A 26,018-nucleotide genomic window follows, 5' to 3' on the forward strand; every position below is an offset into this window, starting at 1 on the left:
GAAGAGGATCTTCCGGGTTCCGGCAGCGTTCTGTATCAGCCATTGATACGCGCGAACGACGCCGGACCCGGGTCTGAGAGAATTGCACCCGTGATCTCCCGAATCGATCTGCGCGGCGACGCCCTCCCCGAGGGCCCCGCCCTGCGCGACCTGCTGCCCCGAGCCGACTTCGACGTCTCGGCCGCCCTGGAGAAGGTGCGTCCGATCTGCGAGGCCGTGCATCATCGGGGCGACGCGGCGCTGATCGACTTCGCGGAGAAGTTCGACGGGGTCAGGCTCGACCAGGTGCGGGTGCCCGCCGAGGCCCTCGGCAAGGCCCTCGCGGAGCTCGACCCGGCCGTGCGCGCGGCCCTGGAGGAGTCCATCCGCCGCGCCCGTCTCGTCCACCGCGAACAGCGCCGTACGACGCACACGACCCAGGTCGTGCCGGGCGGCTCGGTGACCGAGAAGTGGGTGCCGGTCGACCGTGTCGGGCTCTACGCGCCCGGCGGCCGCTCCGTCTACCCGTCCTCCGTGATCATGAACGTGGTCCCGGCCCAGGAGGCCGGCGTCGAGTCCGTCGCGCTCGCCTCCCCGGCCCAGGCCGAGTTCGGCGGCCTGCCCCACCCGACGATCCTCGCCGCGTGCGCGCTGCTCGGCGTCGACGAGGTGTACGCCGCCGGCGGCGCCACGGCCGTCGCGATGTTCGCGTACGGCACCGAGTCCTGCCCGCCCGCCAACATGGTCACCGGCCCCGGCAACATCTGGGTCGCCGCCGCCAAGCGCTACTTCACCGGCAAGATCGGCATCGACGCCGAGGCGGGCCCGACCGAGATCGCGATCCTGGCCGACGCCACCGCCGACCCGGCGCACGTCGCCTCCGACCTGATCAGCCAGGCCGAGCACGACCCGCTGGCCGCCGCCGTCCTCGTCACCGACTCCGTCGAGCTCGCGGACGCGGTGGAGAAGGAGCTGGAGCCGCAGGTCGCGGCCACCAAGCACATCGAGGACCGGATCGTGCCCGCCCTCAAGGGCAGGCAGTCCGCGATCGTCCTGGTCGACGGTGTCGACGAGGGCCTGAAGGTCGTGGACGCGTACGGCGCCGAGCACCTGGAGATCCAGACGGCCGACGCCGCCGCCGTGGCCGACCGCGTGCGCAACGCCGGCGCGATCTTCATCGGGCCCTGGGCACCGGTCTCGCTCGGCGACTACGCCGCCGGCTCCAACCACGTCCTGCCCACCGGCGGCTGCGCCTGCCACTCCTCGGGCCTGTCCGTCCAGTCCTTCCTGCGCGGCATCCACATCGTCGACTACACGAAGGACGCGCTGGCCGAGGTCGCGCATCACGTGGTGACGCTGGCGGAGGCGGAGGACCTGCCGGCGCACGGCGCGGCGGTCAGGGCGAGGTTCGGCTGGAAGGTACCCGAGAGCAAGTGACCGGCATCGACGATCTCCCCGTACGGGACGAGCTGCGCGGCAAGTCCCCCTACGGCGCGCCCCAGTTGGACGTCCCCGTACGGCTGAACACGAACGAGAACCCCTACCCGCTGCCCGAGCCGCTGGTCGAGCGGATCGCCGAGCGCGTCCGCGAGGCGGCCCGCGACCTCAACCGCTACCCGGACCGGGACGCGGTGGAGCTGCGCACGCGGCTGGCCCAGTACCTCACCGACACCTCCGGCCACGAGGTCCACCTGGCCAACGTCTGGGCGGCCAACGGCTCCAACGAGGTCATCCAGCAGCTGCTGCAGACCTTCGGCGGCCCCGGGCGCACGGCCATCGGCTTCGAGCCGTCGTACTCGATGCACGGGCTCATCTCCCGCGGCACCGGCACGGGCTGGATCTCCGGCCCGCGGCGCGACGACTTCACCATCGACGTCGAGGCCGCCACGAAGGCGATCACCGAGCACCGCCCCGACGTCGTGTTCATCACGACGCCCAACAACCCCACCGGCAACGCGGTCCCGCGCGAGACCGTCCTCGCGCTGTACGAGGCCGCGCAGGCCGCCAGGCCGTCGATGGTCGTGGTCGACGAGGCATACATCGAGTTCAGCCACGGCGACTCGCTGCTGCCGCTCATCGAAGGCCGGCCGAATCTCGTCGTGTCCCGGACGATGTCGAAGGCCTTCGGCGCCGCCGGCCTGCGCCTCGGCTATCTCGCCGCGCACCCGGCGGTGGTGGACGCCGTCCAGCTCGTACGGCTGCCGTACCACCTGTCGGCCGTCACCCAGGCGACCGCGCTGGCCGCCCTGGAGCACACCGGGACGCTGCTGAAGTACGTGGAGCAGCTCAAGGCGGAGCGGGACCGGCTGGTGACCGAACTCCGCGCGGTCGGCTACGACGTCGTCGAGTCCGACGCGAACTTCGTGCAGTTCGGCAGGTTCGAGGACTCGCACACGGCCTGGCGGAAGATCCTCGACCGGGGCGTCCTGGTCCGGGACAACGGCATCCCCGGGTGGCTGCGGGTGTCCGCCGGAACCCCCGAAGAGAACGACGCGTTCCTCGACGCGGTACGTGAACTGAAGAAGGAGCAGAGCGCATGAACCGCGTAGGCCGCATAGAGCGGGTGACGAAGGAGACCTCGGTCCTCGTCGAGATCGACCTCGACGGATCCGGCAAGGTCGATGTGTCGACCGGCGTCGGCTTCTACGACCACATGCTCGACCAGCTCGGCCGGCACGGTCTGTTCGACCTGACCGTGAAGACCGAGGGCGACCTGCACATCGACTCCCACCACACCATCGAGGACACCGCCCTCGCGCTGGGCGCCGCCTTCAAGCAGGCCCTCGGTGACAAGGTGGGGATCTACCGCTTCGGCAACTGCACGGTCCCGCTGGACGAGTCCCTCGCCCAGGTCACCGTCGACCTGTCCGGCCGCCCCTACCTCGTGCACACCGAGCCCGAGAAGATGGCGCCGATGATCGGCGAGTACGACACGACGATGACCCGCCACATCCTGGAGTCCTTCGTCGCCCAGGCCCAGATCGCGCTGCACGTGCACGTGCCGTACGGGCGCAACGCCCACCACATCGTGGAGTGCCAGTTCAAGGCGCTCGCGCGGGCCCTGCGCTACGCCTCCGAGCGGGACCCTCGCGCGGCCGGCATCCTTCCCTCGACGAAGGGTGCGCTGTAACCCATGAACGGGCTGTCCACCATCCTGATCGTCGTCGGTCTCTTCCTCGTCGGCGGCATCATCTCCTTCGCCAAGCAGGGGATGCCCAAGAGCCTCATCACCCTGCTCTCGATAGGCGCCGCGATGTGTCTCCTCGCGGGCGTCCTGAGGCTGGAGGTGTGGAATTGAGCACCAGGAAGGTCGTGGTCTTCGACTACGGCTTCGGCAATGTGAGGTCGGCCGAGCGTGCCCTCGCGCGCGCGGGCGCCGACGTCGAGATCACCCGTGACTTCGACAGGGCCATGAACGCCGACGGGCTGCTGGTGCCGGGCGTCGGCGCCTTCGCGGCCTGCATGAAGGGGCTCACCGAGGCCCGCGGCGACTGGATCATCGACCGCCGGCTGTCCGGCGGACGCCCCGTGATGGGCATCTGCGTCGGCATGCAGATCCTCTTCGCGCGCGGCATCGAGCACGGCGTCGAGACCGAGGGCCTCGGCGAGTGGCCGGGCTCGGTGGAGCCGCTCCAGGCCGACATCGTGCCCCACATGGGCTGGAACACCGTGGACCCGGCCGCGGGTACCGAGCTGTTCGCCGGCCTGGACGCCGACGCGCGCTTCTACTTCGTGCACTCCTACGCCGTCCACGACTGGGCGCTGGAGGTCCGCAACCCGGCGATGACCCCGCCCAAGGTCACCTTCTCGACGCACGGCAAGCCCTTCGTGGCCGCCGTGGAGAACGGCGCCCTGTGGGCCACGCAGTTCCACCCCGAGAAGTCCGGCGACGCCGGAGCGCAGCTGCTCACCAACTGGATCGGAACCCTGTAGAGACATGGCCAAGCTCGAACTCCTCCCCGCCGTCGACGTCCGCGACGGCCAGGCCGTCCGCCTCGTGCACGGCGAGTCCGGCACCGAGACGTCCTACGGCTCCCCGCTGGAGGCGGCCCTCGCCTGGCAGCGCTCCGGCGCGGAGTGGCTGCACCTGGTCGACCTGGACGCCGCCTTCGGCACCGGCGACAACCGTGAGCTGATCGCCGAGGTCGCGAAGGCGATGGACATCAAGGTCGAGCTGTCCGGCGGCATCCGCGACGACGCCTCCCTCGCCGCCGCGCTCGCCACCGGCTGCACGCGCGTGAACCTCGGCACCGCCGCCCTGGAGACCCCGGAGTGGGTCGCCAAGGTCATCGCCGAGCACGGCGACAAGATCGCGGTGGGCCTGGACGTACGGGGCACCACGCTCCGCGGCCGGGGCTGGACCCGCGACGGCGGCGACCTCTACGAGACGCTGGAGCGCCTCAACAACGAGGGCTGCGCGCGGTATGTCGTCACGGACATCGCCAAGGACGGCACGCTCCAGGGCCCGAACCTGGAACTGCTGAAGAACGTCTGCGCGGCCACGGACCGCCCCGTCGTCGCCTCCGGCGGCGTGTCCTCGCTGGACGACCTGCGGGCCATCGCCGAGCTGGTCCCGCTCGGTGTCGAGGGCTCCATCGTCGGGAAGGCCCTGTACGCGAAGGCGTTCACCCTGGAAGAGGCCCTGGAGGCTGTGTCGTCATGACCGAAGCCGTACGGCGCGTGCAGAGTGGTAGTCCCTGGGAAGAGTCCTTCGGGTTCGCACGCGCCGTCGCGGCGGGCGACCGTGTCCTGGTCGCAGGCACGACCTCCTTCAAGGGCGACGTGCTGTACGGCGAGGGCGACCCGTACGAACAGGCCAGGGTGGCGTTCACCAACGCGGTCGAGGCGATCGGGGAGTTCGGACTCGGCGTCGAGTCGGTGATCCGTACCCGGATGTACCTGACCCACGCGCGGGACGTGGACGCCGTGGGCCGGGCCCACAAGGAGTTCTTCGACGGGGTGCGCCCGGTGGCGACGCTGCTCGTGGTGGAGGGCTTCGTGGACTCGCGCATCCTGGTCGAAGTGGAAATAGAAGCATTCAGAGGACGTTAGAGGAGCCGTGGATTCATGACCCTGGCGGTCCGAGTCATCCCCTGCCTGGACGTGGACAACGGCCGGGTCGTCAAGGGCGTCAACTTCCAGAACCTGCGCGACGCGGGCGACCCCGTCGAGATGGCCAAGGTCTACGACGCCGAGGGCGCCGACGAGCTGACGTTCCTGGACATCACCGCCTCGTCGGGCAACCGCGAGACGACGTACGACGTGGTGCGCCGCACGGCCGAGCAGGTGTTCATCCCGCTCACGGTCGGCGGGGGTGTCCGTACGGCCGAGGACGTGGACAGGCTGCTGCGCGCGGGCGCCGACAAGGTGGGCGTCAACACCGCCGCCATCGCCCGTCCCGACCTGATCCGGGAGATCGCCGAGCGCTTCGGGCGGCAGGTGCTCGTGCTGTCGGTCGACGCGCGGCGCACTGGCGAGGGGACCTTCGAGGTCACCACCCACGGCGGCCGCAAGGGCACCGGCCTCGACGCCGTCGAGTGGGCGCACCGGGCCGCCGAGCTGGGTGCGGGCGAGATCCTGCTCAACTCGATGGACGCCGACGGCACCAAGGACGGCTACGACCTGGAGATGATCCGGGCCGTGCGGAAGCACGTGACGGTCCCCGTGATCGCGTCCGGCGGCGCCGGCAGGCTCGCCGACTTCTCCCCGGCCATCGAGGCGGGCGCGGACGCGGTGCTGGCCGCCTCGGTGTTCCACTTCGGCGATCTGCGGATCGGCGAGGTGAAGGACACGCTGCGGACGGCCGGCCACGCCGTGCGCTGACGCACGCCGCTCCGAGCCCCGGCCACCGGGTGGCCGGGGCTTTCTGCCGGGCAGATCCGAAAGGGAAGTTGCGCAAAATATGTTGTGCAATTTTTCTTTCGTAACTACGGTGGCGACATGACGGGCAAAGAGCGGGACCGCCGCATCACCGACCTGGGCACGCTCAAGGCACTCGCGCACCCCCTGCGGATGCAGCTGCTGCGAGGGCTGACGATCGCCCGGGTCGCCACCGCCTCACAGCTCGCCGAACAGGTCGACGAGGCGGCCTCCCTGGTCAGTTACCACCTGCGCAAGCTCGCCGAGCACGGGCTCATCGAGGAGGCCGAGCCGCGCAGCGCCGACGGGCGGGAGCGCTGGTGGCAGCCCGCCTCCGACGGCGTGAGCATCCGGGACGAGGACTTCCGCGACGCCCCCGAGAAGGCCGCGGCACACACGGCGGCGAGCAGGCTCTTCGCCGAGCAGCGCACCGGCATGTACCGGCGCTGGCTCGACGAGCGGGCGCACTGGGGCCCCGAGTGGAACCGGGCCGCCGCCTCCTCCGAGTCCAGCCTGCGTCTCACGGCGGACGAACTGACCGAGCTGAACCGGGAGATGCTCGCCCTCCTGCGCAGGTACGACGAGCACGGCCGGGCCGCCGACGCCACCGGCGACACCGAGGGCCGCGAGACCGTCGCGGTGCACACGTACTCCTTCCCGTTCCGGCCCTGAGAGGACCGACGTGCCTTCGACGCTCACCGCACCCGAGACCGCACCGGCCGCGCAGCGCCCCGCCCATCGCGACCCCAACGTCCTGCGCTGGCTCGGCGCCTACACCTCCTCGATGATCGGCGACAGCGTCTACTACATCGCCCTCTCCTGGGCGGCCGTACAGAGCGGTTCGCCGTCCCAGGCCGGAGTGGTCATGGCGGTCAGCGCCCTGCCCAGGGCGCTGCTGATGCTGGGCGGCGGAGTGATCGCGGACCGGCTCGGGCCGCGCAGAGTCGTCATCGGCAGCGACGTCGTGCGGTGCGCGGCCGTCCTCGCGGTCGCGGGGCTGCTGTTCCTCACCACGCCGGGCCTGTGGCCGCTGGCCGTGCTCGCCCTGGTCTTCGGCACGGTCGACGCCGTGTTCATGCCCGCCGTGGGCGCACTCCCCGCGCGCGTGACGACACGCGACCAGCTCGCGCGCGTGCAGGGCATGCGGGGCCTGGGGATCCGCTTCGCGAGCGTCGTCGGCGCTCCGCTCGGCGGCCTGGCCGTCGCGTACGGCGGCGCGGCGGCCGCGTTCGGCCTCGCCGGCCTGCTGATCGCCGTGTCGGTGCCGCTGCTGATCTCCGTGCGGGTGAGGGAGCTGCCCGCCGACGACACGCCGGCCGCCCGGGGCGGCACCGCCTGGCGCGACCTGACCGCCGGCCTTCGCCACATCCGCCGCCACCGGGTGCTCGCGCCGCTCATCCTGGCCATCGCCCTCGGAGACCTCGGCTTCGTCGGCCCGCTCAACGTCGGCCTGACCCTGCTCGCCGACGAGCGGGGCTGGGGCGCCTCGGGCATGGGCTGGGTGCTCGCCGGATTCGGCGTCGGCGCGGGCGCCGTGTCCCTGCTGCTGACCGTGCGCGGACGCCTGCCGCGCGCCGGGCAGGTCGCCGGGGGCGCGATCCTCGCCGGATCGTGCGCGATCGGCGCCCTGGCCTTCGTGCCGGGCGTGGCCGCGGCCGTCGGCGTCGCCCTGCTCATCGGACTGCTCGCCGGGCTCAGCGGCGCCATGTGCGGCGCCCTGCTGCAGACCCAGGCCGACCCCGCGTACCTGGGGCGCGTCACCGCCGTCTCCGGGCTGGTCAGCCTCGGATTCGCGCCGCTGAGCATGCCCCTGTCCGCCGCCGCCGTCGGCCTGTGGGGCACCGGCCCAGTCTTCGTCGTCAGCGCGGCGGTGTGCGGGCTGGGCGGGGTGATCGCCCTGAGCGTGCCCGGCCTGCGCCGCGCCGAACTGCCGAAGTGACCCTCAGATGCCGAGCTGCTTGGACTCGTGCAGCTTGGCGACGGCGTTCTCGTCGCCGTCCAGCTCGACCTTGGCGGCGTTCTGCCGGCCGTAGGCGAACAGGAGCAGCTCCGAGGGCTCGCCGGTCACCGTGACGACCGGCGTGCCCTTGTGGGCGACCGCCGTCTGGCCGTCGGGGCGGCGCAGCACCAGCCCGGTGGGGGCGCTGCGGCCCACCAGCCGGGCCGAGCGCTCGAAACGGGACCACAGGGCGTCCTGGAAGACCGGGTCGAGCTCGCGCGGCGTCCAGTCCGGCTGGGCACGGCGGACGTCCTCGGTGTGGACGTAGAACTCGATGGTGTTCGACGCCTCGTCGATCTGCTTGAGCTGGAAGGGCGAGAAACGCGGCGGTCCGGTACGGATGAGCTGGATCAGCTCCTCGTACGGCTTCGCCGCGAACTCCTCCATCGCCTTGTCCAGGCGCGAGGCGAGCGGCTTGATCAGCAGACCGGCGGCGGCGTCGGGGCGGCGCTCGCGCACGACCACGTGCGCGGCCAGCTCACGGGTCTGCCAGCCCTCGCAGAGGGTGGGGGCCTCGGGGCCCTCGGCCTCCAAGAGGTCGGCGAGCAGAAGTCGTTCACGCTGGGCGAAGGTCGACATACAGTCAGCCTACGACCCCCCTCCCGGTCCGCCCACCCGTCACCCGGCCACCACCTCCCGACGGGGCGCGAATACGCCGCCCTCCCAATCAGTGGACAGCGGACGGTCACTGTCAGTCGCGCGCGGCACAATGGCAGGCATGACCACGAGCACGCCCCGCCGCCCCAGCGGGCTGGACCCCGAGATCGCCGCGCGCCTCAAGCGCAGCGCCGACGGGCTCCTGCCCGCCATCGCCCAGCAGTACGACACCCAAGAGGTGCTGATGCTCGGCTGGATGGACGACGAGGCGCTGCATCGCACCCTCACCACCGGCCGCTGCACCTACTGGTCCCGCAGCCGCCAGGAGTACTGGGTCAAGGGCGACACCTCCGGCCACTTCCAGTGGGTGAAGTCCGTCGCCCTGGACTGCGACGCGGACACCCTGCTCGTCCGGGTCGACCAGGTGGGAGCCGCCTGCCACACCGGCGCGCGGACCTGCTTCGACGAGGACGTGCTGCTCAAGGACGCCGATTCCGGCCCCGCGGCCGCGGATCAGTAGGGTCAGCCGCCATGGACCTCGAGACGTTCCGCAAGCTGGCCACCGACCGCCGGGTCATCCCGGTCACCCGCAAGCTCCTCGCCGACGGCGACACCCCGGTCGCCCTCTACCGCAAGCTCGCCGCCGAGCGCCCCGGCACCTTCCTGCTGGAGTCCGCGGAGAACGGCCGCTCCTGGTCCCGCTACTCCTTCGTGGGCGTCCGCTCCGCCGCGACGCTGACCGCCCGCGACGGCCAGGCCCACTGGCTCGGCACCCCGCACGTCGGCGTCCCCGCCGAGGGCGACCCGCTGGCCGCCCTGCGCGCCACCATCGAGGCCCTGCACACCCCGCGCGACCTCGCCCACGACCTGGGCCTGCCGCCCTTCACCGGCGGCATGGTCGGCTACCTCGGCTACGACATCGTGCGCCGCCTGGAGAAGATCGGCCCCGGCGAGCGGGACGACCTGGGGCTGCCCGAGCTGACCATGCTCCTCACCAGTGACCTCGCCGTCATGGACCACTGGGAGGGCTCCGTCCTGCTGATCGCCAACGCGATCAACCACAACGACCTCGACACCGGCGTCGACGAGGCGTACGCCGACGCGGTCGCCCGCCTCGACGCCATGCAGGCCGACCTGACCCGCCCGGTCGCCCAGCCCCCGGCCGTCCTGCCGCCCTCCGAGCTGCCCGAGTACACCGCCCTGTGGGGCGGCGAGGACTTCCAGGAGGCCGTCGAGGACATCAAGGAGCGCATCCGGGCCGGCGAGGCCTTCCAGGTCGTCCCCTCCCAGCGCTTCGAGACGCCCTGCACGGCGAGCGCGCTGGACGTCTACCGGGTGCTGCGGGCGACCAACCCCTCCCCGTACATGTACCTGTTCCGCTTCGACGGCTTCGACGTCGTCGGCTCCTCGCCGGAAGCGCTCGTGAAGGTCGAGGACGGCCGGGCCATGGTGCACCCCATCGCCGGCACCCGGTGGCGCGGGGCGACCCCGCAGGAGGACCAGGCCCTCGCCGACGAACTGCTCGCCGACCCCAAGGAGCGCGCCGAGCACCTGATGCTCGTCGACCTGGGCCGCAACGACCTGGGGCGGGTCTGCGAGCCGGGCTCCGTCGAGGTCGTCGACTTCATGTCCATCGAGCGGTACTCCCACGTGATGCACATCGTCTCGACGGTGACCGGCCGCGTCGCCCCGGGCCGCACGGCCTTCGACGTCCTCACCGCCTGCTTCCCGGCCGGCACCCTCTCCGGCGCCCCCAAGCCCCGGGCGATGCAGATCATCGACGAACTGGAACCGTCCCGGCGCGGCCTGTACGGCGGCTGCGTCGGCTACCTCGACTTCGCGGGCGACTCCGACACCGCCATCGCCATCCGCACCGCCCTCCTGCGCGGCGGCACGGCCTACGTCCAGGCGGGCGCGGGCATCGTCGCCGATTCCGACCCGGTCGCCGAGGACACCGAGTGCCGCAACAAGGCGGCGGCGGTCCTGCGCGCGGTGCACACGGCGAACCGGCTCGGATGAACCCACGCGGGACGACGTAGGCCGTCTCACATGAACCCCGGGTGACCGATCGCCCGGGGTTCGGGTGATAGTGGAGTACGTGACTGCTGTTCCGCACCCCCGTTCCGAAGCCCCCGGCTCCGCCCGGGCCGGCCGTATGAGCCTCGCCGTAGCCCTGCTGTGCGGGGCGGTCGGCGCGGCCGTCGCGCTCCTCGCCACCCGGCAGCGCTGGTCGGAGGGCACCGCCACGGTGGCCGGCGGCCCGTTCCCGCTGACCGCCAGGGGCAGTGACGTCACCGGCGTCCCCGCGGCCCTGGCCATAGTGGGGCTCGCCGCGCTCGTCGCCGTCTTCGCCGTCCGCCGGGCCGGCCGCTTCATGGTCGCCGGTCTGCTCGCGCTCTCCGGCGCCGGCACCGTCGCCGCCGCCCTGCTCGGCGCCTCCGACAGCACCGCGCTGGACGAACAGGCCGCCCGGGCGTCCGGCGACACCTCGGCCACCGTCGAGACCCTCACCCACACCGCCTGGCCGTACGTCGCGGCCGTGGGCGGGGCCCTGCTCCTGCTCGCCGGGCTGCTGGCCCTGCGCTACGGCCGGCTGTGGCCCGGCATGTCCGGCCGCTACGAGCGCAACGGCACGCCCCGGCCGCGCCGCAGGGCGCAGGCCGCCGTGGACCCCGACCGGCCCGAGGAGCTCTGGAAGGCGCTCGACCGGGGCGAGGACCCGACCGGCGCGTAGCCGCTCCGCGGGAAGGCCCGTGACGCGTCCGCCGGTCGGAGGGGGCCGGCCGCGTCCACGCGGCGGAGCCGCATATCGGTACAGCCCCGCGCCCCCGGGGCGTTGCCCCTCGTGGCGTCGAACCACTCGGGCTACCCCCGATCACCGCGGCCGTGCGCATGCGGGACAATGACAGCGAGCGTCCGGCTCGACACGTACTTCAGCAACGAGGAGCAAGCAATGGCGGGCAGCAGCCACGGTCACACCCCGGCCGCCTGGACCGGTGTCTCGATCGCCTTCATCGGTTTCTGCGTATCGGGCGTCTTCATGGTGCTGGCCGAGCCCGCGGGCTTCTGGGCCGGCATGGGCGTCGTGGTCCTCGGCGGCATCGTCGGCTGGATCATGAGCTCGATGGGCATGGGCCAGTCCAAGGACGCGCACAAGGCGCTGCTCATGTCGCAGGAGCGCGAGGCGGCGAGCGTCCAGAGCTGACAGCCGTACGACTTCGCTGAGGGGCGACCCGGCACCGATGGGTGCCAGGGGGCGCCCCTCTCGCATGTGCGGGGCACAATGCATGACGTGAACACCGACAGCCAGAGGGTGACACAGCCCGGTACCGGCGCCCGGTGGGGGCGTCTGGCCGTCCCGGCGGGCGTGCTCGCGGCCGTCGCCGGCGCCTTCGCCTACGTCGGCGCCGTGGACCCGAACGAACCCGGCCACTACCCGGCCTGCCCGCTGCTCCAGTACACCGGCGTCTACTGCCCCGGCTGCGGGGGACTGCGCAGCGCGCACGCCGTCGTGTACGGGGACTTCGCGGCGGCGCTCCAGGACAACGCGCTCGCCGTCGCGGGCTACGCGGTCTTCGCCGTGATGTGGACCGTCTGGGTGGTCCGCACGGTACGCGGCCGGCCCCTGCGCATCGATCTGGGGCCGGTACAGCTGTGGGCGGCCGGTGTGTTGCTGCTGGTCTTCACCGTTGTCCGGAACCTGCCCTTCGGTGGCTGGTTGCATCCTTGATCAACTGAGGATCGTCCAGGTACTGGGACCGGCGTCAACCGGATGTGAGGCCTACGCCCTGCTCCGGATACCATCGCAGTGACCGGCGGTTTCGTACCGCTTTCACAGCCCACCGTCTGAAAGGGGGCCGCTCGCGTGAGTGTGCTCGACGAGATCATCGACGGAGTCCGTGCCGACCTCGCGGAGCGGCAGGCGCGCGTCAGCCTCGACGAGCTCAAGGAGCGCGCGGCGAAGGCTCCCGCGGCCAAGGACGGTGTGGCCGCGCTCAAGGGCGACGGCGTCAAGGTCATCTGTGAGGTCAAGCGGTCCAGCCCCTCCAAGGGCGCGCTGGCCGCGATCGCCGACCCCGCCGGACTGGCCGCGGACTACGAGGCGGGCGGCGCCGCCGTCATCTCCGTCCTCACCGAGCAGCGCCGCTTCGGCGGCTCCCTGGCCGACCTGGAGGCCGTCCGCGCGCGCGTGGACATCCCGGTCCTGCGCAAGGACTTCATCGTCACGTCGTACCAGCTGTGGGAGGCCCGCGCGTACGGCGCCGACCTCGCGCTGCTGATCGTGGCGGCCCTCGACCAGTCGGCCCTGGAGTCCCTCATCGAGCGCGCGGTGTCCATCGGACTGACCCCGCTGGTCGAGGTGCACGACGAGGACGAGGTCGAGCGTGCCGTGGACGCGGGCGCGAAGATCATCGGCGTCAACGCGCGCAACCTGAAGACCCTGGAGGTCGACCGCGGCACCTTCGAGCGGGTGGCCCCGGAGATCCCCGACACCATCGTCAAGATCGCCGAGTCCGGTGTCCGCGGCCCGCACGACCTCATCGCCTACGCCAACGCCGGCGCCGACGCGGTCCTGGTCGGCGAGTCCCTGGTGACGGGGAAGGACCCCAAGTCCGCCGTCTCCGACCTGGTCGCGGCCGGCGAGCACCCCGCTCTTCGGCACGGCCGGGGCTGATCACCCGGTAGGCTGAGCCCGATGACTCCCACCGTGACCACCGTGGACCGGTACGCCCGCCTCGCGCGCGGCTGCCGCCCCAGGGGCTGCCGAGCCCCGGCGAGGCGTGTCCACGGTCGTCGGGTGCGGTACGTCATCGGTGACGAGCCCGGGCAGGTCAACGGCCGCCGATGGCAGCGCGCCCCTCAGGGGCGCGGGGAACTGCGCGACCAGCCACACACGGCCTGAGTCGTACCACAGGCTCCGCCCCCACGGCGAACAGTGTCTTTTCCACACACTCACCGTGAGGTTTTCGCATGCCCAGCGATTTCTTCTTCCCTGACTCCACCGGTCAGGTGCCCAGCGCCGAGGGCTACTTCGGCGCGTTCGGCGGCAAGTTCATCCCGGAGGCCCTCGTCGCCGCCGTGGACGAGGTGGCCGTCGAGTACGACAAGGCCAAGCACGACCCCGAGTTCGCGCGCGAGCTCGACGACCTCCTGGTCAACTACACCGGCCGCCCCAGCTCCCTCACCGAGGTGCCGAGGTTCGCCGAGCACGCCGGTGGCGCCCGGATCTTCCTGAAGCGGGAAGACCTCAACCACACCGGCTCGCACAAGATCAACAATGTGCTCGGCCAGGCCCTGCTGACCAAGCGCATGGGCAAGACCCGGGTGATCGCCGAGACCGGCGCCGGTCAGCACGGCGTGGCGACGGCGACGGCCTGCGCGCTGTTCGGCCTCGAGTGCACGATCTACATGGGTGAGATCGACACCCAGCGCCAGGCCCTCAACGTGGCCCGGATGCGCATGCTCGGCGCCGAGGTCATCGCCGTGAAGTCGGGCAGCCGCACCCTGAAGGACGCCATCAACGAGGCGTTCCGCGACTGGGTCGCCAACGTCGACCACACCCACTACCTCTTCGGTACGGTCGCCGGCCCGCACCCCTTCCCCGCCATGGTCCGCGACTTCCACCGCGTGATCGGCGTCGAGGCCCGCCGCCAGCTCCTGGAACGCGCCGGCCGGCTCCCCGACGCGGCGATCGCCTGCGTCGGCGGCGGCTCCAACGCCATCGGCCTCTTCCACGCCTTCATCCCCGACACGGACGTACGCCTCATCGGCTGCGAGCCCGCCGGGCACGGCGTCGAGACCGGCGAGCACGCGGCGACGCTGACCGCGGGCGAGCCCGGCATCCTGCACGGCTCCCGCTCCTACGTCCTGCAGAACGAGGAGGGCCAGATCACCGAGCCGTACTCGATCTCGGCCGGTCTGGACTACCCGGGCATCGGGCCCGAGCACTCCTACCTCAAGGACAGCGGCCGCGGCGAGTACCGCGCGGTCACCGACGACGCGGCGATGCAGGCCCTGCGCCTGCTCTCGCGCACCGAAGGCATCATCCCGGCGATCGAGAGCGCCCACGCGCTCGCCGGAGCCCTGGAGGTCGGCAAGGAACTGGGCAAGGACGGCCTGATCGTCGTCAACCTGTCCGGCCGTGGCGACAAGGACATGGACACGGCCGCGCGCTACTTCGGCCTGTACGACACCGACGCCGAGGTCGCCGCCGACGCCAATGGCGGCGCTGCCGAGATCCAGGGGGACGCCAAGTGAGCGGGAACATCCAGCTGTTGACGGACACCCTCAAGGCCGCGAAGGCCGAGGGCCGCTCCGCGCTCATCGCCTACCTCCCGGCCGGGTTCCCGACCGTGGACGGCGGCATCGAGGCGATCAAGGCCGCGCTCGACGGGGGCGCGGACGTCGTGGAGGTCGGGCTGCCGCACAGCGACCCCGTCCTCGACGGCCCCGTCATCCAGACCGCCGACGACATCGCCCTGCGCGGCGGCGTCAGGATCGCGGACGTCATGCGCACGGTCCGCGAGGCGCACGAGGCCACCGGCAAGCCGATCCTCGTGATGACGTACTGGAACCCGATCGACCGCTACGGCGTCGAGCGCTTCACCGCGGAACTGGCGGAGGCGGGCGGCGCGGGCTGCATCCTGCCCGACCTGCCCGTCCAGGAGTCGGCGCTGTGGAGGGAGCACGCCGAGAAGCACGGCCTCGCGACGGTCTTCGTCGTGGCGCCGAGCAGCAAGGACGAGCGGCTCGGCCGGATCACCGCGGCCGGCAGCGGTTTCGTGTACGCCGCCTCGCTGATGGGCGTCACCGGCACCCGCGAGTCCGTGGGCGCGCAGGCACAGGACCTGGTGGAGCGCACCCGGGCCACCGGCACCGACCTGCCCGTGTGCGTCGGGCTCGGCGTCTCCAACGCCGACCAGGCCGCCGAGGTGGCCGGCTTCGCCGACGGCGTCATCGTCGGCTCGGCCTTCGTCAAGCGGATGCTGGACGCGCCGGACGACGCGGCCGGAGTCGAGGCCGTCCGCGCCCTCGCCGGTGATCTGGCGAAGGGCGTGCGCCGGCAGGCATAGCCCTGACCTGCGACGGACCCCCTCCGTAGGGGACATCTTCAGAAGAAGGGCCTTCCGTACGAGTCGCTCGAACGGGTGGTCCTCAGGCCGGGGAGGCGCGCTGCGCCTCCCCGGTTCGTTCTGCGGGTGTGAGCGAAAAGAATCGTGAGGGAAAGCGGACCGCCCGTGAGCGGCTGGCGGTCGAGCGTGAGAAGCAGAAGGCCGCCGACAAGCGGCGTCGTGCGCTGATCGTGGGCGCGAGCGTCGTCTGCGTCCTCGGACTCGCGGCGGTGATCGGCGTCGTCGCGGCCAACGCCGGCAAGGACAGCGGTAGCGAGGCGGGGCCGGTCGTGGGGCCCTCGGGGGCCCAGGGCAAGGACGGTCTCGCGATCCCGGTCGGCCAGGAGAGCGCCAAGTCGACGCTCACGGTCTGGGAAGACTTCCGCTGTCCGGCCTGCAAGTCCTTCGAGGACGCCTACCGGTCGACGATCCACGAGCTGACGGACTCCGGCAAGCTCAGGGTCGAGTACCACCTGGCGACGATCATCGACGGCAACATGGGCGGCACCGGTTCGCGCAACGCCGCGAACGCCGCGGCCTGTGCCCAGGACGTCGGGAAGTTCACGCAGTACCACGACGTGCTGTACGAGAACCAGCCGCCGGAGGTCGACGACGCCTTCGCCAAGAACAGCAAGCTCTTCGAGCTCGCGGGCAAGGTCAAGGGCCTGGACACCCCGGCCTTCCGCAAGTGCGTCGAGGACGGCACCCACAACAGCTGGGTGGAGAAGTCCAACGACGCGTTCAAGAGCGGCGGCTTCAGCGGCACCCCGACGGTCCTGCTCAACGGCAAGAACATCTACCAGGACCAGACGATGACGCCGGCCAAGCTGAAGCAGATGGTGGAGGAAGCCGACAAGGGCTGAGGGCGGCGCCTGTTATGGACCCGTAGCCGGGCTGCCTGACATCGGTGCCGCCCGGCAGGGTAGCGTCGACCTTGCCATGGAACTTGCCTACATTCCCAGCCCGTCGCGCGGGGTGTACCACCTCGGTCCCATCCCGCTGCGCGGCTACGCCTTCTGCATCATCATCGGTGTCTTCGTAGCCGTCTGGCTCGGCAACAAACGCTGGATCGCCCGGGGCGGGCGGTCCGGCACGGTGGCCGACATCGCGGTCTGGGCCGTCCCGTTCGGACTGGTCGGCGGGCGCCTCTACCACGTGATCACGGACTACGAGCTGTACTTCAGCGAGGGCCGTGACTGGGTGGACGCCTTCAAGATCTGGGAAGGCGGCCTCGGCATCTGGGGCGCCATCGCGCTCGGCGCGCTCGGCGCGTGGATCGGCTGCCGCCGCCGCGGTATCCCGCTGCCCGCGTACGCCGACGCCGTCGCGCCCGGCATCGCGCTCGCCCAGGCGATCGGGCGCTGGGGCAACTGGTTCAACCAGGAGCTCTACGGCCGCGCGACCGACCTCCCGTGGGCGCTGAAGATCACTTCCTCGACCGACGGCCGGATGCCGGGCACCTACCACCCGACGTTCCTGTACGAGTCGCTGTGGTGCATCGGTGTCGCGGTGCTGGTGATCTGGGCCGACCGCCGCTTCAAGCTGGGACACGGCCGGGCGTTCGCGCTGTACGTCGCCTCCTACTGCGTGGGCCGGTTCTGGGTCGAGTACATGCGCGTCGACGACGCCCACCACATCCTCGGGCTGCGGCTGAACAACTGGACCGCGCTCATCGTGTGCCTGCTCGCGGTGGCCTACATCGTGATCTCGGCGAAGAAGCGGCCGGGCCGGGAGGCCGTGGTCGAACCCGGCGCCGGTGACTCCGCAGATGCGGTCGAGGACGACGCGGACGCCGTCGCCGTCGCCGACGCCGAGGTGAAGGACGAGGACGTCAAGGACGAGGCCGGGCGAGAGGCCGGGGAAGACGTCGAGGAAGACGTCAAGGACGAGGCCGGGTCGGCGACGAAGAAGACCTGAGGTCTGTCTCCACGACGATGAGGGCGCCCGGATGTCCGGGCGCCCTCTGCTGTGTGCGGGTGGTGCCGCGGTGGGTCGGACACCGCCGGAACGCGCCGTCGTGGCTGTGCACCGCCGCGGCGGAAAGAGAAGACGGCGGCATCAGGTGCGGCGGAAAGAGGGGACGGCGGCATCAGGTGCGGCGGAAAGAGGGGACGGCGGCATCAGGTGCGGCGGGCCAGGGACAGGGTCCGTTGCGCCGCCGACACCACCGCCGCGTCGATGAACGTGCCGTCCTTGAGGGCCTGGGCGCCCTGTTCCGTCGTGGCCGCCTTGATGATCGTCTCCGCGTGTTCCAGTTCCTCCTCCGTGGGGAGGTAGGCCCGTTCGATCACCGGGAGCTGGCGCGGATGGATGGCGGCCCGGCCGAGGAACCCGAGGGTGCGGCCGTGGGCGCAGGAGGCCGCCAGACCCTCCAGGTCGCGGATGTCGGGGTGGATCGACTGCGAGGGCGGGGGCAGACCCGCCGCACGTGCGGCAACCACGACCCGCGAGCGGCACCAGTCGAGGCCCGCGTCGCCGCGCACGCCCAGGTCGGCCCGGAGATCCGCCTCGCCGAGGGAGATGCCGTGCAGGGCGGGGTGGGCGGCGGCGATGGCGTGGGCGCGCTCGATGCCCAGGGCCGATTCCAGCAGGGCGTGCAGCGGGGTGGTGCCCGGAGCGGTGGGCGGGGTGGTCTGCGCGAGATGGATGATCTGCTCGGCGGAGGTCACCTTCGGCAGGCGCAGCGCGGCCAGACCGGGCAGGGCGGCCAGGATCGCGAGGTCCTTCGCCGCCGGCGGGGTGTCCAGGGCGTTCACCCGGACATGGACGGGGACGGGGTGCTCCGGGTCCGCGAGCAGGTCGGCCGTGGCCGCCCGCGCGTAGTCCTTGCGGTCCGGCGCGACGGCGTCCTCCAGGTCCACGATGACGGCGTCGGCGCCCGACCGGAGCGCCTTGGCCACCACATGCGGACGGTCGCCGGGGGCGTACAGCCAGGTCAGCGGGTAGGAGGCGGCGGTTGCCGCCCGGACGGTCACAGGGCGCCTTCCTCGCGCAGGGCCGCCAGGTCGGCGGGGGTCAGGCCCAGGCCGGTGAGGATCTCGTCGGTGTCCGCGCCGTGCGGGCGGCCGGTCCAGCGGATCGTGCCGGGGGTGGCGGAGAGCCGGAAGAGGACGTTCTGCATGCGCAGCGGGCCGAGTTCGGGGTCGTCGACGGTGGTGATGGTGTCCAGGGCCGCGTACTGCGGGTCCGTCATCACCTCCCGTACGTCCTGGATCGGGGCCACCGCGGCCTCCGCCTTCTCGAAGGCCGCGAGGACATCGGTGCGGGTGTGGCGGGCGATCCAGTCGCCGACGGCCAGGTCGAGGACGTCGGCGTGGCGGGCCCGGTCGGCGCCGGTCGCGAACCACGGTTCGTCGATCAGGTCCGGCCGGCCCACCAGGCGCATCACCCGCTCGGCGATCGACTGGGCGGAGGTGGAGACGGCGACCCAGGTGCCGTCCGCGGTGCGGTAGGTGTTGCGCGGGGCGTTGTTCGCGGAGCGGTTGCCGGTGCGTTCCTGGACGTAGCCGAGCTGGTCGTACCAGGTGGCCTGGGGGCCGAGCGCCAGCAGCATCGGCTCGATCAGTGCCATGTCGACGACCTGGCCCTCCCCGGTGCGCTCGCGCGCGGCCAGGGCCGTCATCACCGCGTACGCGGTCGCGAGGCCCGCGATCGAGTCGGCCAGGCCGAACGGCGGCAGCGTCGGGGGCGCGTCCGGTTCGCCGGTGAGGGCGGCGAAGCCGCTCATCGCCTCGGCGAGGGTGCCGAAGCCGGGACGGTGGGCGTAGGGGCCGAACTGGCCGAAGCCGGTGACGCGGGTGAGGATCAGCCGGGGGTTGGCGGCGGAGAGCTCCGGCCAGCCGAGGTCCCACTTCTCCAGGGTGCCCGGACGGAAGTTCTCGATGACGACGTCCGCGGTGGCGGCGAGACGCAGCAGGGTGGCGCGGCCGCCGGACTTGGACAGGTTCAGGGTGATCGTGCGTTTGTTGCGGCCGAGGACCTTCCACCACAGGCCCACGCCGTCCTTCGACGGCCCGTGGCCCCGGGACGGATCGGGCTTGTCGGGGTGCTCGACCTTGACGACCTCCGCGCCGTAGTCGCCGAGCATCGTGGCGGCGAGGGGGCCCGCGAAGAGGGTGGCGAGGTCGAGGACGCGCAGGCCGGACAGCGGAGCGGGGGGCAGCGGGCGGGTGCCGGGGGCGCTCATGACGCGTACGCCTCCTCGATCTCGGGGCGGTACGGCATCGCCACCGAGGCGCCCTCCCGCTGGACCGACAGCGCGGCCGCCGCGGCCGCCCACTTCAGGGCGTCCGGCATGGGACGCCCCTCGCCGAGCGCCACCGCGAGCGCGCCGACGAAGGTGTCGCCGGCGCCGGTGGAGTCGACGGCGGTGACCTTGGGGGCGGGCACCGTCACGGGTTCGGCGCCGCGGGTGACGTACAGACTGCCGACGGGGCCCAGGGTGACGACGACCTCGGGCACCTGCTCCAAGAGGGCGGTGGCCGCCTCGCGGGGGTCGGTACGGCCGGTGAGGGCGGTGGCCTCGTGCTCGTTGGGCACCAACAGGTCGACGGCGGCGAGGAGTTCGTCCGGGAGGGACCGCGCGGGGGACGGCGTGAGGATCGTACGGACGTCGTGGCGGCGGGCCGCCTTCGCGCCGGCGAGGACGGCGGCGAGCGGGATCTCCAGCTGGAGCAGCAGGGTGCCGGCGTCGGCGATGACGCCCTCGTCGCCGGGGCCGAGGTGGTCGAGGGTGCCGTTCGCGCCGGGGATCACGACGATCGCGTTGCCGCCCTCGTCGTCCACGACGATGTGCGCGGTGCCGGACGGGCCCTCGGCGGTGCGCAGGTCGTCGGTGTCCACGCCGGAGTGTTCGAGGTTGGCACGCAGCCGGGTACCGAAGGCGTCGTTGCCGACGGCGCCGATCATCGAGACCATGCCGCCGGCGCGGGCCGCCGCGATGGCCTGGTTGGCGCCCTTGCCGCCGGGGATCGTGCGGAACTCGCGGCCCGTGACGGTCTCACCGCGCTGCGGGGCCTTCTCGACATAGGTGACGAGGTCCATGTTCGTGCTGCCGAGCACGACGATGTCGGTCATGGGCGAGGTGCCTCCCGGGGGGTGTGCTGGTGGGTGAGGTCGTGGGTGAGCCGGGCCAGTGCGTCGAAGCCGGTGCCGTTGAAGTCGGCGACGGAGGTGGCGAGGCGGTTCTTGAGGGGGGCCGTCCAGCGGTCGGGGAGTGCGGCGGGGCTGCCGGCGAGGAGGGCGGCGACGCTGCCGGCCGTCGCGCCGTTGGAGTCGGTGTCCCAGCCGCCCGACACGGCACGGCAGACGGAGCCGGTGAAGTCGCCGTTCGCGTGGGTGAGGGCGGCGGCGATCAGGGCGGTGTTGGGGACGGCGTGGACCCAGTGGTGGGCGGGGGCATGGAGGGCGTGGAGCTCGTCGACGACCGTGTCGAAGTCCTCGTGGAGACGGGCCAGCCGGACCGCGTGCTGCACGGCCTGCGCCAGCCGTGACCTCGGCGGGATCACCGTGAGGCCGGCGTGCAGGCAGGCGTGGACGTCGTCGGGGGCCGTCGCCACCGCCGCCTCGGCGATGACCGCGGCCGTGAACATCGCCGCGTAGACGCCGTTGGCGGTGTGCGTGAGGGTGGCGTCGCGGTGGGCCTGCTCGGCGGCGGCGCCGGGGTCGCCGGGGTTGGTCCAGCCGTGGACGTCCGCGCGGATGAGGGCGCCGATCCACTCCCGGAAGGGGTTGCGCCGGCGGGCCGTGTACGGCGGCTCGATGCCGAGGAGGAGGTTGCGGTACGCGACCCGCTCGGCGGTGAAGGTACGGCCGGCCGGTAGCTCGTCCAGCCAGAGGCGGGCCACGTCGGTGGTGGTGAAGGCCCTGCCGTGGCGCTGGAGCAGGAGCAGGTCGAGCAGGGGGTAGTTGAGGTCGTCGTCCTCGGGCATGCCGTCGATGTTCTCGGCGAGCGAGGTGGAGGCGGAGCGACGGTTCCAGGGGTGGGCCGCGAGGAGTTCCGGGGGGACGCCCCTGGCCGTGAAGTACGTGTTCAGCGGCCGGTTGCCGGTGGCCGCCGCGAGCCTGCGGATCGCTTCCAGGGGGAGCTTCTCGACCGGCTTGCCGAGCAGACAGCCGACGGCCCGGCCGAGCCAGGCGGCCTCGTAGCGGGACACGGGCGGCGCGGCCGGGGGCGGGGTCGGTCGGGATGCGGTCGGTTCGGTCGCGGACGGGCGCGGGGTCGGTCGGAGTGCGGTCGGTTCGGCGGCCGGTGGCGGGGCGGGGCGGGGTGCGGTCGGTTCCGTCGCTCCTCGCCGGCTGGACGGGGGCGGGGCGGGCCAGGACGGGCAGCTTGCCTTGATCCTCGCGAGGTCGGTGGGCTCGCTGTCCGCCAACCTGCTCGGCAGGTCCGCCAGTTCGTCCAGCAGGTCCTCCGCCAGGGTCCGCAGATATCTCGACGTGGGCTCCGGTGACGCTCCCGCGCGCAGCGGCGCCTCCCCGCCGCCGGCCGCCCGCCACCTCGCCGCGATCCGTGACGGCTCCCGGCCGTCCAGGGCCGCCTGGCGCAGCTCGTGGCCGATCAGGTCCTCCGGCTGGACCCAGGTCAGTCGGAGCACGGTCGGCCCTCCAGGCTTGCGAACGCCGCCTCGTGGGCGCGGCGCCGGCGTACGTCGCGGGCGTGGATCTCCCGCGTGACCTCGGTCAGGGTGCGCGGCGGCTCCCACAGGTCCAGTCGGCTGGCCTCCGCGACCGCCTTCGACCACTCCTCCGGAACCGGTGAGCCGAGTGCGCCGGCCAGGGCGCCGGCCATCGTCGCGATCGAGTCGCAGTCACGGCCGTAGTTCACCGCGCCCAGGACCGATGTGCGGTAATCGCCGTCCGCGATCAGCAGCATGGCGAGTGCGACGGGGAGTTCCTCGATGGCGTGCAGCCGGGAGGGGCGGCGCGCGCCGAGGGAGGGCCGGCGGTAGTCCGGGCCGACGGTGTCGTACGGGGCGACGGCCTCCCGGAGCGGGATCAGCGCCGACTCGAAGTCCTGGTGGGCGCGCGCCACTTCGCAGACCTGCTCGATCGCCGTCCTCGTGCCGTCCTTCGCCAGGGACAGACAGGCCGCGACGACCGACTCCGGTGACGCGCCGGGTGCGCAGGCCGCCGCCACCGCCGCCGCGAAGACGCCCGCCGCCTCACGGCCGTACGACGACTGATGGGCGCCCGCGATGTCCAGGGCCTCCGTGTACGCGGCTCGCGGGTCGGCCGCGTTGACCAGGCCGACCGGGGCCATGTACATCGCCGCACCGCAGTTGACGATGTTGCCGACGCCCGCCTCCCGGGGATCCACGTGCCCGTAGTGGATGCGGGCCACGAGCCATTTCTCGGCCAGGAAGACGCGGTGCAGGGGGAGCGCCTCCGCCTGAAGTTCCGGGATCCAGCGCGGGTTCGTCATCAGGTCCGGGACCAGGTGGTCGGCGATCGCGTACGCGTCGAGGTGGTCGCGGACGGCGCCGTAGACGCGGACCAGCGCGTGCGTCAGCAAGGTGTCGTCGGTGACGTGCCCGTCGCCCTTGTGGTACGGCGCGATGGGGCGGGCCGTGCGCCAGGCGTCGCCGTTCCAGGGGCCGACGATGCCGTGGACCCGGCCGCCGTGGCGCTGCAGGATCTGGTCGGGGGAGTAGCCCTCCACCGGGCCGCCGAGGGCGTCGCCGACCGCCGCGCCGACCAGGGCGCCGGTGATCCGCTCGTCGAGACGCGGACCACTGCTTTCTTCTGCTTTGGGCGTCATGCCCCGAATCATCCTCCTGGTCGGGCCGGTTGTGTGGCTTCCAGGAGTTCGGCGAGTTCCACCAGGTCGGTGCCGGTGAGGCGGGGGAGTACACAGCCGGAGAGGGTGCGGCAGGTGTCGCGCCAGGACGCGGGGATCGACGCGCCGCCGCCCAGTGCGCCGGTCAGCGCGCCCGCCAGGGCCGGTGCCGAGTCGGCGACCCGGGACAGACACGCGGCGGCGGGGACCGCCTCGGCGATACGGCCGTCCGCGGCGACGGTGAGGGCGAGGGCGACCGGGACCGTCTCGGCAGCGGCGATGCCGTAGCTGTAGACGTGGTCCACGATCTGGTGTTCCAGGAGGGGGATCAGGGCGAAGGCGCTGTCGGCGGACCGGGCGAGGTGCAGGGCGTGGCGGGCGTTGCGGCCGATCTCCGTCTCCTCGGGGAGTTCGGCGAGGGCGGCTGTCACGCAGGCCGCGGCGTTCGCGCCGGTCAGGGCCAGGGACATGGCCGCCGCCATCGCCCTCGCGCCGTGCACGCCGTCGCCGTCCTGGGTGTAGCGGGCGTCGAACTCGGCGAGGTCGGCGGCGCGGCGGGGGTCGCCGGGGTGGGCCACGGCGAGGACGCAGGCGCGGACGCAGGCCGCGTCGTCGAAGTAGTGCGGGTTGTCGTGGCCGGTGGCGGGCGGGCGCAGGCCGGTGGCGAGGTTGCCCAGGCCGGCGCGGACGGAGATGCGGGCGCGCAGGGGGAGGATGGCGGACTCGATCTCCGGGGCGCGGTCGGCCGCGGCGGCGACCTCACTGGCGACGGCGTTCCAGGTCAGGTCGATGGCGGCTCGGGTACGGCGTTCCCGGCTGAGGTCGCCCAGGGCGGTGTCGTCGCCGGCCCTCAGTACGGCTTCCGCTGCGAAGGTCGCCCATTCCGCGTCGTCCGAGGGGCCGAGGCGGAGCGGCTCGGGGGGTTGGTTGAGGGCGATGGGGACGGGGAGGGTCGTTGTCGCGTTCTGCTCGGCGAAGGTGTCGAGTTCCCGGGTGAGGCGGCGGGTCCATTCCGGCATGCGGGCGGCGCGGTGGCGGGCGGCGGGCCAGCCGGCGGCGTCGCCCGCCGCGAGGCCGAGGAGGAGGCCGAGGACGCGCTGACCGGCCTCGGCTCCGCCTTCGGCCTGCTGCCTCCCACCCGCACCGCCCGTGCGGCTTTCGTCGTCGGGTGCGGGTGGCCCTGGTGGGGGGTGCTCGCCGTCGGCGGGTGCGGGTGGGTGGGGCGGCGGCGTTCGCAGGTCGCCCGGGGCCGTGAGCAGCGTGGGGCCGGTGTCGGTGGGGGCGTTTGGGGTCGGCAGGGGCGTGGGGGCGGTGTCGGGGGAGTCGGTCGGGGGCGTCAGTGGTGCGGGCTCTGTGTCCGTGGGGGTCGGGGGGTGGGCCAGGAGGGTCGGGTCCGGGTCCGGTGGGGGTGTTGGTGGGGTTTCCTCGGTCCAGGGGGTCGGTGGGGTCATCGGGCCGTTCCTTCGGGAGATGTCGAGAGGGTGGAGAGGCCGGCTGTTGCCCACTTTCTGTCCTCGCCCGGGACCAGGAGTTCCGCCACGTCCAGGACGTGGTGGCCGGCCATGGACGGCAGGCAGCTGCCGCGGGCCGGGACGATCGCCGCCGCCCAGTCCGGGGGGATCGCCGATTCGCCCTGGGTCGCGCCGGCCAGCGCTCCCGCGACCGCGGCCGTCGTGTCGGCGTCGCGGCCCATGTTCACCGCCGTCAGGACCGCCTGGACGAAGTCGCCGTCCGCCGCCGCGTACGCGCCGAAGGCCAGCGCGACCGCCTCGGGGGCCAGGTCGGTCCAGGGGTAGCCGCCGATGACGACGGCGGAGCGGACGGCGCGTTCGCCGCGGTGTGCCACCGCCACCGCCCGGCGCAGGGAGCGGGCCGTCCAGGAGTCGTCCGGGACCACGGCGAGGGCCGAGGCGACCACGGCGATCGTCGGCGCCCCCGCCATCGCCGCGGCGACGCCCGCCGCCACGGCCTGGCCGCCGTAGATGCCCTCGCCGTCGTGGCTCACCGAACCGTCGATCGCCACGAGGCGCGCTGCCTCCGCGGGCCGCCCGGCGGCGAAGACGCCGAAAGGGGCCGCCCGCATCGCGAGACCGTCGCTCCAGGCGTGCCGGTGCTGGGCGGAGATGGGGGCGGCCAGGCCCCGGCGGAGGTTCTCCAGCGTGCCGCGTTCGCTGAAGCCCGCGCCCCGGAAGGGGCCCTCGGCCCGGTCCGCGATCCACTCGTGCCAGGCCCCCTCCACATGGACCGGCGTGAGGGCCGAGCCGTGGCGGGCGAGGAGGAGGCCGGAGAAGATCGCGTACTCGGTGTCGTCCGTGCCGCAGGGGTTGTCGGTGACGAATCCCGTGACGCGGCCCCAGCGGGCGCGGATCTCGGACGGCTTCATGTTCTCCGCGGGAGCCCCGAGCGCGTCGCCGACCGCCAGGCCCAGCAGCGCGCCGCGCGCCCGTAGGCGCAGTTCGGCGGCGTCACCGGGCGCCGGAACCGAGGGGATGCAGGCGATCGATGCCATACGCGGCCTCTCCTCCGGGGGCTCCACCCAGGGCGCGGAGCCCTTTGCGGATGTGTCCCACCGTCGGCGGTTGACCTGAGCCTCGGAAGCCTCAGAGTCACCCGGTCGACATCTGAGCGCACCCGTACACGAATGATCGTTCTAGGTAAAACCGCAGGTTAGACGAGCCTTAGCTTGCTGGCGGGG

The 26,018-nt window shown here is 72.6% G+C and carries 29 protein-coding genes; 21 read left to right on the plus strand and 8 right to left on the minus strand.

Features of this window, described 5'->3' with window-relative positions; translation table 11 throughout:
- The first annotated feature begins 90 nt into the window (after positions 1–90).
- From hisD to ACGFW6_RS14880, 10 genes are all read left to right on the plus strand, one after another.
- The gene (hisD, locus tag ACGFW6_RS14835) at positions 91–1,416 is read left to right on the plus strand and encodes a histidinol dehydrogenase (protein WP_393508412.1); all 1,326 of its coding nucleotides are present in this window, start codon (positions 91–93) and stop codon (positions 1,414–1,416) included.
- Positions 1,413–2,519, plus strand: coding sequence for a histidinol-phosphate transaminase (locus ACGFW6_RS14840; RefSeq protein ID WP_393508415.1), 1,107 nt, complete (start codon positions 1,413–1,415; stop codon positions 2,517–2,519). The genes hisD and ACGFW6_RS14840 overlap by 4 nt, the downstream gene beginning before the upstream one ends.
- Positions 2,516–3,109, plus strand: a complete 594-nt coding sequence (hisB, locus tag ACGFW6_RS14845) for an imidazoleglycerol-phosphate dehydratase HisB (RefSeq protein ID WP_030951295.1) — start codon at positions 2,516–2,518, stop codon at positions 3,107–3,109. The genes ACGFW6_RS14840 and hisB overlap by 4 nt, the downstream gene beginning before the upstream one ends.
- 3 nt (positions 3,110–3,112) lie before the next feature.
- The gene (locus tag ACGFW6_RS14850) at positions 3,113–3,277 is read left to right on the plus strand and encodes a hypothetical protein (protein ID WP_393508419.1); all 165 of its coding nucleotides are present in this window, start codon (positions 3,113–3,115) and stop codon (positions 3,275–3,277) included.
- Positions 3,268–3,912: an imidazole glycerol phosphate synthase subunit HisH gene (gene hisH, locus ACGFW6_RS14855; RefSeq protein ID WP_393508422.1), complete on the plus strand. Its 645-nt coding sequence runs from the start codon at positions 3,268–3,270 to the stop codon at positions 3,910–3,912. Before ACGFW6_RS14850 ends, hisH begins: the two co-directional genes overlap by 10 nt.
- Before the next feature lie 4 nt (positions 3,913–3,916).
- A complete protein-coding gene (gene priA, locus ACGFW6_RS14860) occupies positions 3,917–4,642 on the plus strand; it encodes a bifunctional 1-(5-phosphoribosyl)-5-((5-phosphoribosylamino)methylideneamino)imidazole-4-carboxamide isomerase/phosphoribosylanthranilate isomerase PriA (protein WP_393508425.1) in 726 nt (241 codons plus the stop codon).
- The gene (locus ACGFW6_RS14865; protein ID WP_393508428.1) at positions 4,639–5,031 is read left to right on the plus strand and encodes a RidA family protein; all 393 of its coding nucleotides are present in this window, start codon (positions 4,639–4,641) and stop codon (positions 5,029–5,031) included. The genes priA and ACGFW6_RS14865 overlap by 4 nt, the downstream gene beginning before the upstream one ends.
- A 15-nt stretch (positions 5,032–5,046) precedes the next feature.
- The gene (hisF, locus tag ACGFW6_RS14870; protein ID WP_393508431.1) at positions 5,047–5,802 is read left to right on the plus strand and encodes an imidazole glycerol phosphate synthase subunit HisF; all 756 of its coding nucleotides are present in this window, start codon (positions 5,047–5,049) and stop codon (positions 5,800–5,802) included.
- A 117-nt stretch (positions 5,803–5,919) separates the two neighbouring features.
- On the plus strand, positions 5,920–6,510 hold the full coding sequence (locus tag ACGFW6_RS14875) for an ArsR/SmtB family transcription factor (protein WP_393508433.1): 591 nt from the start codon (positions 5,920–5,922) through the stop codon (positions 6,508–6,510).
- Between the two features lie 10 nt (positions 6,511–6,520).
- Positions 6,521–7,777 (plus strand): MFS transporter, encoded by a 1,257-nt coding sequence (locus ACGFW6_RS14880; RefSeq protein WP_393508436.1) that lies wholly within the window; start codon positions 6,521–6,523, stop codon positions 7,775–7,777.
- A 3-nt stretch (positions 7,778–7,780) separates the two neighbouring features.
- On the opposite strand, the gene ACGFW6_RS14885 is transcribed toward ACGFW6_RS14880, so the two are convergent.
- On the minus strand, positions 7,781–8,416 hold the full coding sequence (locus ACGFW6_RS14885; RefSeq protein ID WP_393508439.1) for a TIGR03085 family metal-binding protein: 636 nt from the start codon (positions 8,414–8,416) through the stop codon (positions 7,781–7,783).
- Between the two features lie 130 nt (positions 8,417–8,546).
- On the opposite strand from ACGFW6_RS14885, the gene hisI reads away from it, so the two are divergent.
- The 11 genes from hisI (at position 8,547) to lgt (ending at position 17,463) form a co-directional block, all read left to right on the plus strand.
- Positions 8,547–8,954, plus strand: coding sequence for a phosphoribosyl-AMP cyclohydrolase (gene hisI, locus ACGFW6_RS14890; RefSeq protein WP_393508442.1), 408 nt, complete (start codon positions 8,547–8,549; stop codon positions 8,952–8,954).
- 11 nt (positions 8,955–8,965) lie between these two features.
- Complete coding sequence (locus ACGFW6_RS14895; protein WP_393508445.1) at positions 8,966–10,453, plus strand: anthranilate synthase component I; 1,488 nt, start codon at positions 8,966–8,968, stop codon at positions 10,451–10,453.
- 70 nt (positions 10,454–10,523) lie between these two features.
- The gene (locus ACGFW6_RS14900) at positions 10,524–11,168 is read left to right on the plus strand and encodes a TIGR02234 family membrane protein (RefSeq protein WP_393508448.1); all 645 of its coding nucleotides are present in this window, start codon (positions 10,524–10,526) and stop codon (positions 11,166–11,168) included.
- 219 nt (positions 11,169–11,387) lie between these two features.
- Complete coding sequence (locus ACGFW6_RS14905; RefSeq protein WP_393508451.1) at positions 11,388–11,639, plus strand: HGxxPAAW family protein; 252 nt, start codon at positions 11,388–11,390, stop codon at positions 11,637–11,639.
- 78 nt (positions 11,640–11,717) lie between these two features.
- Positions 11,718–12,164 carry a DUF2752 domain-containing protein gene (locus ACGFW6_RS14910; RefSeq protein WP_393508454.1) on the plus strand — a complete coding sequence of 149 codons (447 nt, stop codon included), beginning with the start codon at positions 11,718–11,720 and terminating at the stop codon, positions 12,162–12,164.
- A 135-nt stretch (positions 12,165–12,299) separates the two neighbouring features.
- The gene (trpC, locus tag ACGFW6_RS14915; RefSeq protein ID WP_393508457.1) at positions 12,300–13,109 is read left to right on the plus strand and encodes an indole-3-glycerol phosphate synthase TrpC; all 810 of its coding nucleotides are present in this window, start codon (positions 12,300–12,302) and stop codon (positions 13,107–13,109) included.
- A 21-nt stretch (positions 13,110–13,130) separates the two neighbouring features.
- Positions 13,131–13,337, plus strand: a complete 207-nt coding sequence (trpM, locus tag ACGFW6_RS14920) for a tryptophan biosynthesis modulator TrpM (RefSeq protein ID WP_393508460.1) — start codon at positions 13,131–13,133, stop codon at positions 13,335–13,337.
- Between the two features lie 68 nt (positions 13,338–13,405).
- Positions 13,406–14,692: a tryptophan synthase subunit beta gene (gene trpB / locus ACGFW6_RS14925; RefSeq protein WP_393508463.1), complete on the plus strand. Its 1,287-nt coding sequence runs from the start codon at positions 13,406–13,408 to the stop codon at positions 14,690–14,692.
- Complete coding sequence (trpA, locus tag ACGFW6_RS14930; protein WP_393508466.1) at positions 14,689–15,507, plus strand: tryptophan synthase subunit alpha; 819 nt, start codon at positions 14,689–14,691, stop codon at positions 15,505–15,507. Before trpB ends, trpA begins: the two co-directional genes overlap by 4 nt.
- Before the next feature lie 128 nt (positions 15,508–15,635).
- The gene (locus ACGFW6_RS14935) at positions 15,636–16,409 is read left to right on the plus strand and encodes a DsbA family protein (protein ID WP_393508469.1); all 774 of its coding nucleotides are present in this window, start codon (positions 15,636–15,638) and stop codon (positions 16,407–16,409) included.
- A 76-nt stretch (positions 16,410–16,485) separates the two neighbouring features.
- On the plus strand, positions 16,486–17,463 hold the full coding sequence (gene lgt, locus ACGFW6_RS14940; protein WP_393508472.1) for a prolipoprotein diacylglyceryl transferase: 978 nt from the start codon (positions 16,486–16,488) through the stop codon (positions 17,461–17,463).
- Positions 17,464–17,666: 203 nt separating this feature from the next.
- On the opposite strand, the gene ACGFW6_RS14945 is transcribed toward lgt, so the two are convergent.
- Genes ACGFW6_RS14945 through ACGFW6_RS14975 form a run of 7 tightly spaced genes read right to left on the minus strand, consistent with a single transcriptional unit; the run spans position 17,667 to position 25,832 of the window.
- A complete protein-coding gene (locus ACGFW6_RS14945) occupies positions 17,667–18,521 on the minus strand; it encodes an HpcH/HpaI aldolase/citrate lyase family protein (protein ID WP_393508475.1) in 855 nt (284 codons plus the stop codon).
- Positions 18,518–19,732: a CaiB/BaiF CoA transferase family protein gene (locus tag ACGFW6_RS14950; protein ID WP_393508478.1), complete on the minus strand. Its 1,215-nt coding sequence runs from the start codon at positions 19,730–19,732 to the stop codon at positions 18,518–18,520. The genes ACGFW6_RS14945 and ACGFW6_RS14950 overlap by 4 nt, the downstream gene beginning before the upstream one ends.
- Complete coding sequence (gene rbsK, locus ACGFW6_RS14955; RefSeq protein ID WP_393508481.1) at positions 19,729–20,622, minus strand: ribokinase; 894 nt, start codon at positions 20,620–20,622, stop codon at positions 19,729–19,731. Before rbsK ends, ACGFW6_RS14950 begins: the two co-directional genes overlap by 4 nt.
- Positions 20,619–22,142: an ADP-ribosylglycohydrolase family protein gene (locus ACGFW6_RS14960; protein WP_393508484.1), complete on the minus strand. Its 1,524-nt coding sequence runs from the start codon at positions 22,140–22,142 to the stop codon at positions 20,619–20,621. Before ACGFW6_RS14960 ends, rbsK begins: the two co-directional genes overlap by 4 nt.
- Entirely contained in the window at positions 22,130–23,305 is a 1,176-nt protein-coding gene (locus ACGFW6_RS14965; RefSeq protein ID WP_393508487.1) for an ADP-ribosylglycohydrolase family protein, read from the minus strand. The genes ACGFW6_RS14960 and ACGFW6_RS14965 overlap by 13 nt, the downstream gene beginning before the upstream one ends.
- 8 nt (positions 23,306–23,313) lie before the next feature.
- A complete protein-coding gene (locus tag ACGFW6_RS14970) occupies positions 23,314–24,774 on the minus strand; it encodes an ADP-ribosylglycohydrolase family protein (RefSeq protein ID WP_393508490.1) in 1,461 nt (486 codons plus the stop codon).
- On the minus strand, positions 24,771–25,832 hold the full coding sequence (locus ACGFW6_RS14975; protein WP_393508493.1) for an ADP-ribosylglycohydrolase family protein: 1,062 nt from the start codon (positions 25,830–25,832) through the stop codon (positions 24,771–24,773). The genes ACGFW6_RS14970 and ACGFW6_RS14975 overlap by 4 nt, the downstream gene beginning before the upstream one ends.
- Between the last annotated feature and the right edge of the window lie 186 nt (positions 25,833–26,018).

It is taken from the genome of Streptomyces sp. Y7 (genome assembly GCF_043195415.1).
Classification (GTDB): Bacteria; Actinomycetota; Actinomycetes; order Streptomycetales; family Streptomycetaceae; genus Streptomyces.

Excerpts from the sequence above, each read along its gene's own strand:
- ACGFW6_RS14970 (WP_393508490.1), bottom strand. The coding sequence starts at position 24,774 with ATGACCCCACCGACCCCCTGGACCGAGGAAACCCCACCAACACCCCCA.
- ACGFW6_RS14965 (WP_393508487.1), bottom strand. The coding sequence starts at position 23,305 with ATGACGCCCAAAGCAGAAGAAAGCAGTGGTCCGCGTCTCGACGAGCGG.
- ACGFW6_RS14850 (WP_393508419.1), top strand. The coding sequence starts at position 3,113 with ATGAACGGGCTGTCCACCATCCTGATCGTCGTCGGTCTCTTCCTCGTC.
- ACGFW6_RS14950 (WP_393508478.1), bottom strand. The coding sequence starts at position 19,732 with ATGAGCGCCCCCGGCACCCGCCCGCTGCCCCCCGCTCCGCTGTCCGGC.
- ACGFW6_RS14895 (WP_393508445.1), top strand. The coding sequence starts at position 8,966 with ATGGACCTCGAGACGTTCCGCAAGCTGGCCACCGACCGCCGGGTCATC.
- hisI (WP_393508442.1), top strand. The coding sequence starts at position 8,547 with ATGGCAGGCATGACCACGAGCACGCCCCGCCGCCCCAGCGGGCTGGAC.
- ACGFW6_RS14865 (WP_393508428.1), top strand. The coding sequence starts at position 4,639 with ATGACCGAAGCCGTACGGCGCGTGCAGAGTGGTAGTCCCTGGGAAGAG.
- trpM (WP_393508460.1), top strand. The coding sequence starts at position 13,131 with ATGACTCCCACCGTGACCACCGTGGACCGGTACGCCCGCCTCGCGCGC.
- ACGFW6_RS14975 (WP_393508493.1), bottom strand. The coding sequence starts at position 25,832 with ATGGCATCGATCGCCTGCATCCCCTCGGTTCCGGCGCCCGGTGACGCC.
- lgt (WP_393508472.1), top strand. The coding sequence starts at position 16,486 with ATGGAACTTGCCTACATTCCCAGCCCGTCGCGCGGGGTGTACCACCTC.
- hisB (WP_030951295.1), top strand. The coding sequence starts at position 2,516 with ATGAACCGCGTAGGCCGCATAGAGCGGGTGACGAAGGAGACCTCGGTC.
- ACGFW6_RS14910 (WP_393508454.1), top strand. The coding sequence starts at position 11,718 with ATGCATGACGTGAACACCGACAGCCAGAGGGTGACACAGCCCGGTACC.
- ACGFW6_RS14875 (WP_393508433.1), top strand. The coding sequence starts at position 5,920 with ATGACGGGCAAAGAGCGGGACCGCCGCATCACCGACCTGGGCACGCTC.
- ACGFW6_RS14905 (WP_393508451.1), top strand. The coding sequence starts at position 11,388 with ATGGCGGGCAGCAGCCACGGTCACACCCCGGCCGCCTGGACCGGTGTC.
- priA (WP_393508425.1), top strand. The coding sequence starts at position 3,917 with ATGGCCAAGCTCGAACTCCTCCCCGCCGTCGACGTCCGCGACGGCCAG.
- rbsK (WP_393508481.1), bottom strand. The coding sequence starts at position 20,622 with ATGACCGACATCGTCGTGCTCGGCAGCACGAACATGGACCTCGTCACC.
- hisF (WP_393508431.1), top strand. The coding sequence starts at position 5,047 with ATGACCCTGGCGGTCCGAGTCATCCCCTGCCTGGACGTGGACAACGGC.
- trpB (WP_393508463.1), top strand. The coding sequence starts at position 13,406 with ATGCCCAGCGATTTCTTCTTCCCTGACTCCACCGGTCAGGTGCCCAGC.
- ACGFW6_RS14885 (WP_393508439.1), bottom strand. The coding sequence starts at position 8,416 with ATGTCGACCTTCGCCCAGCGTGAACGACTTCTGCTCGCCGACCTCTTG.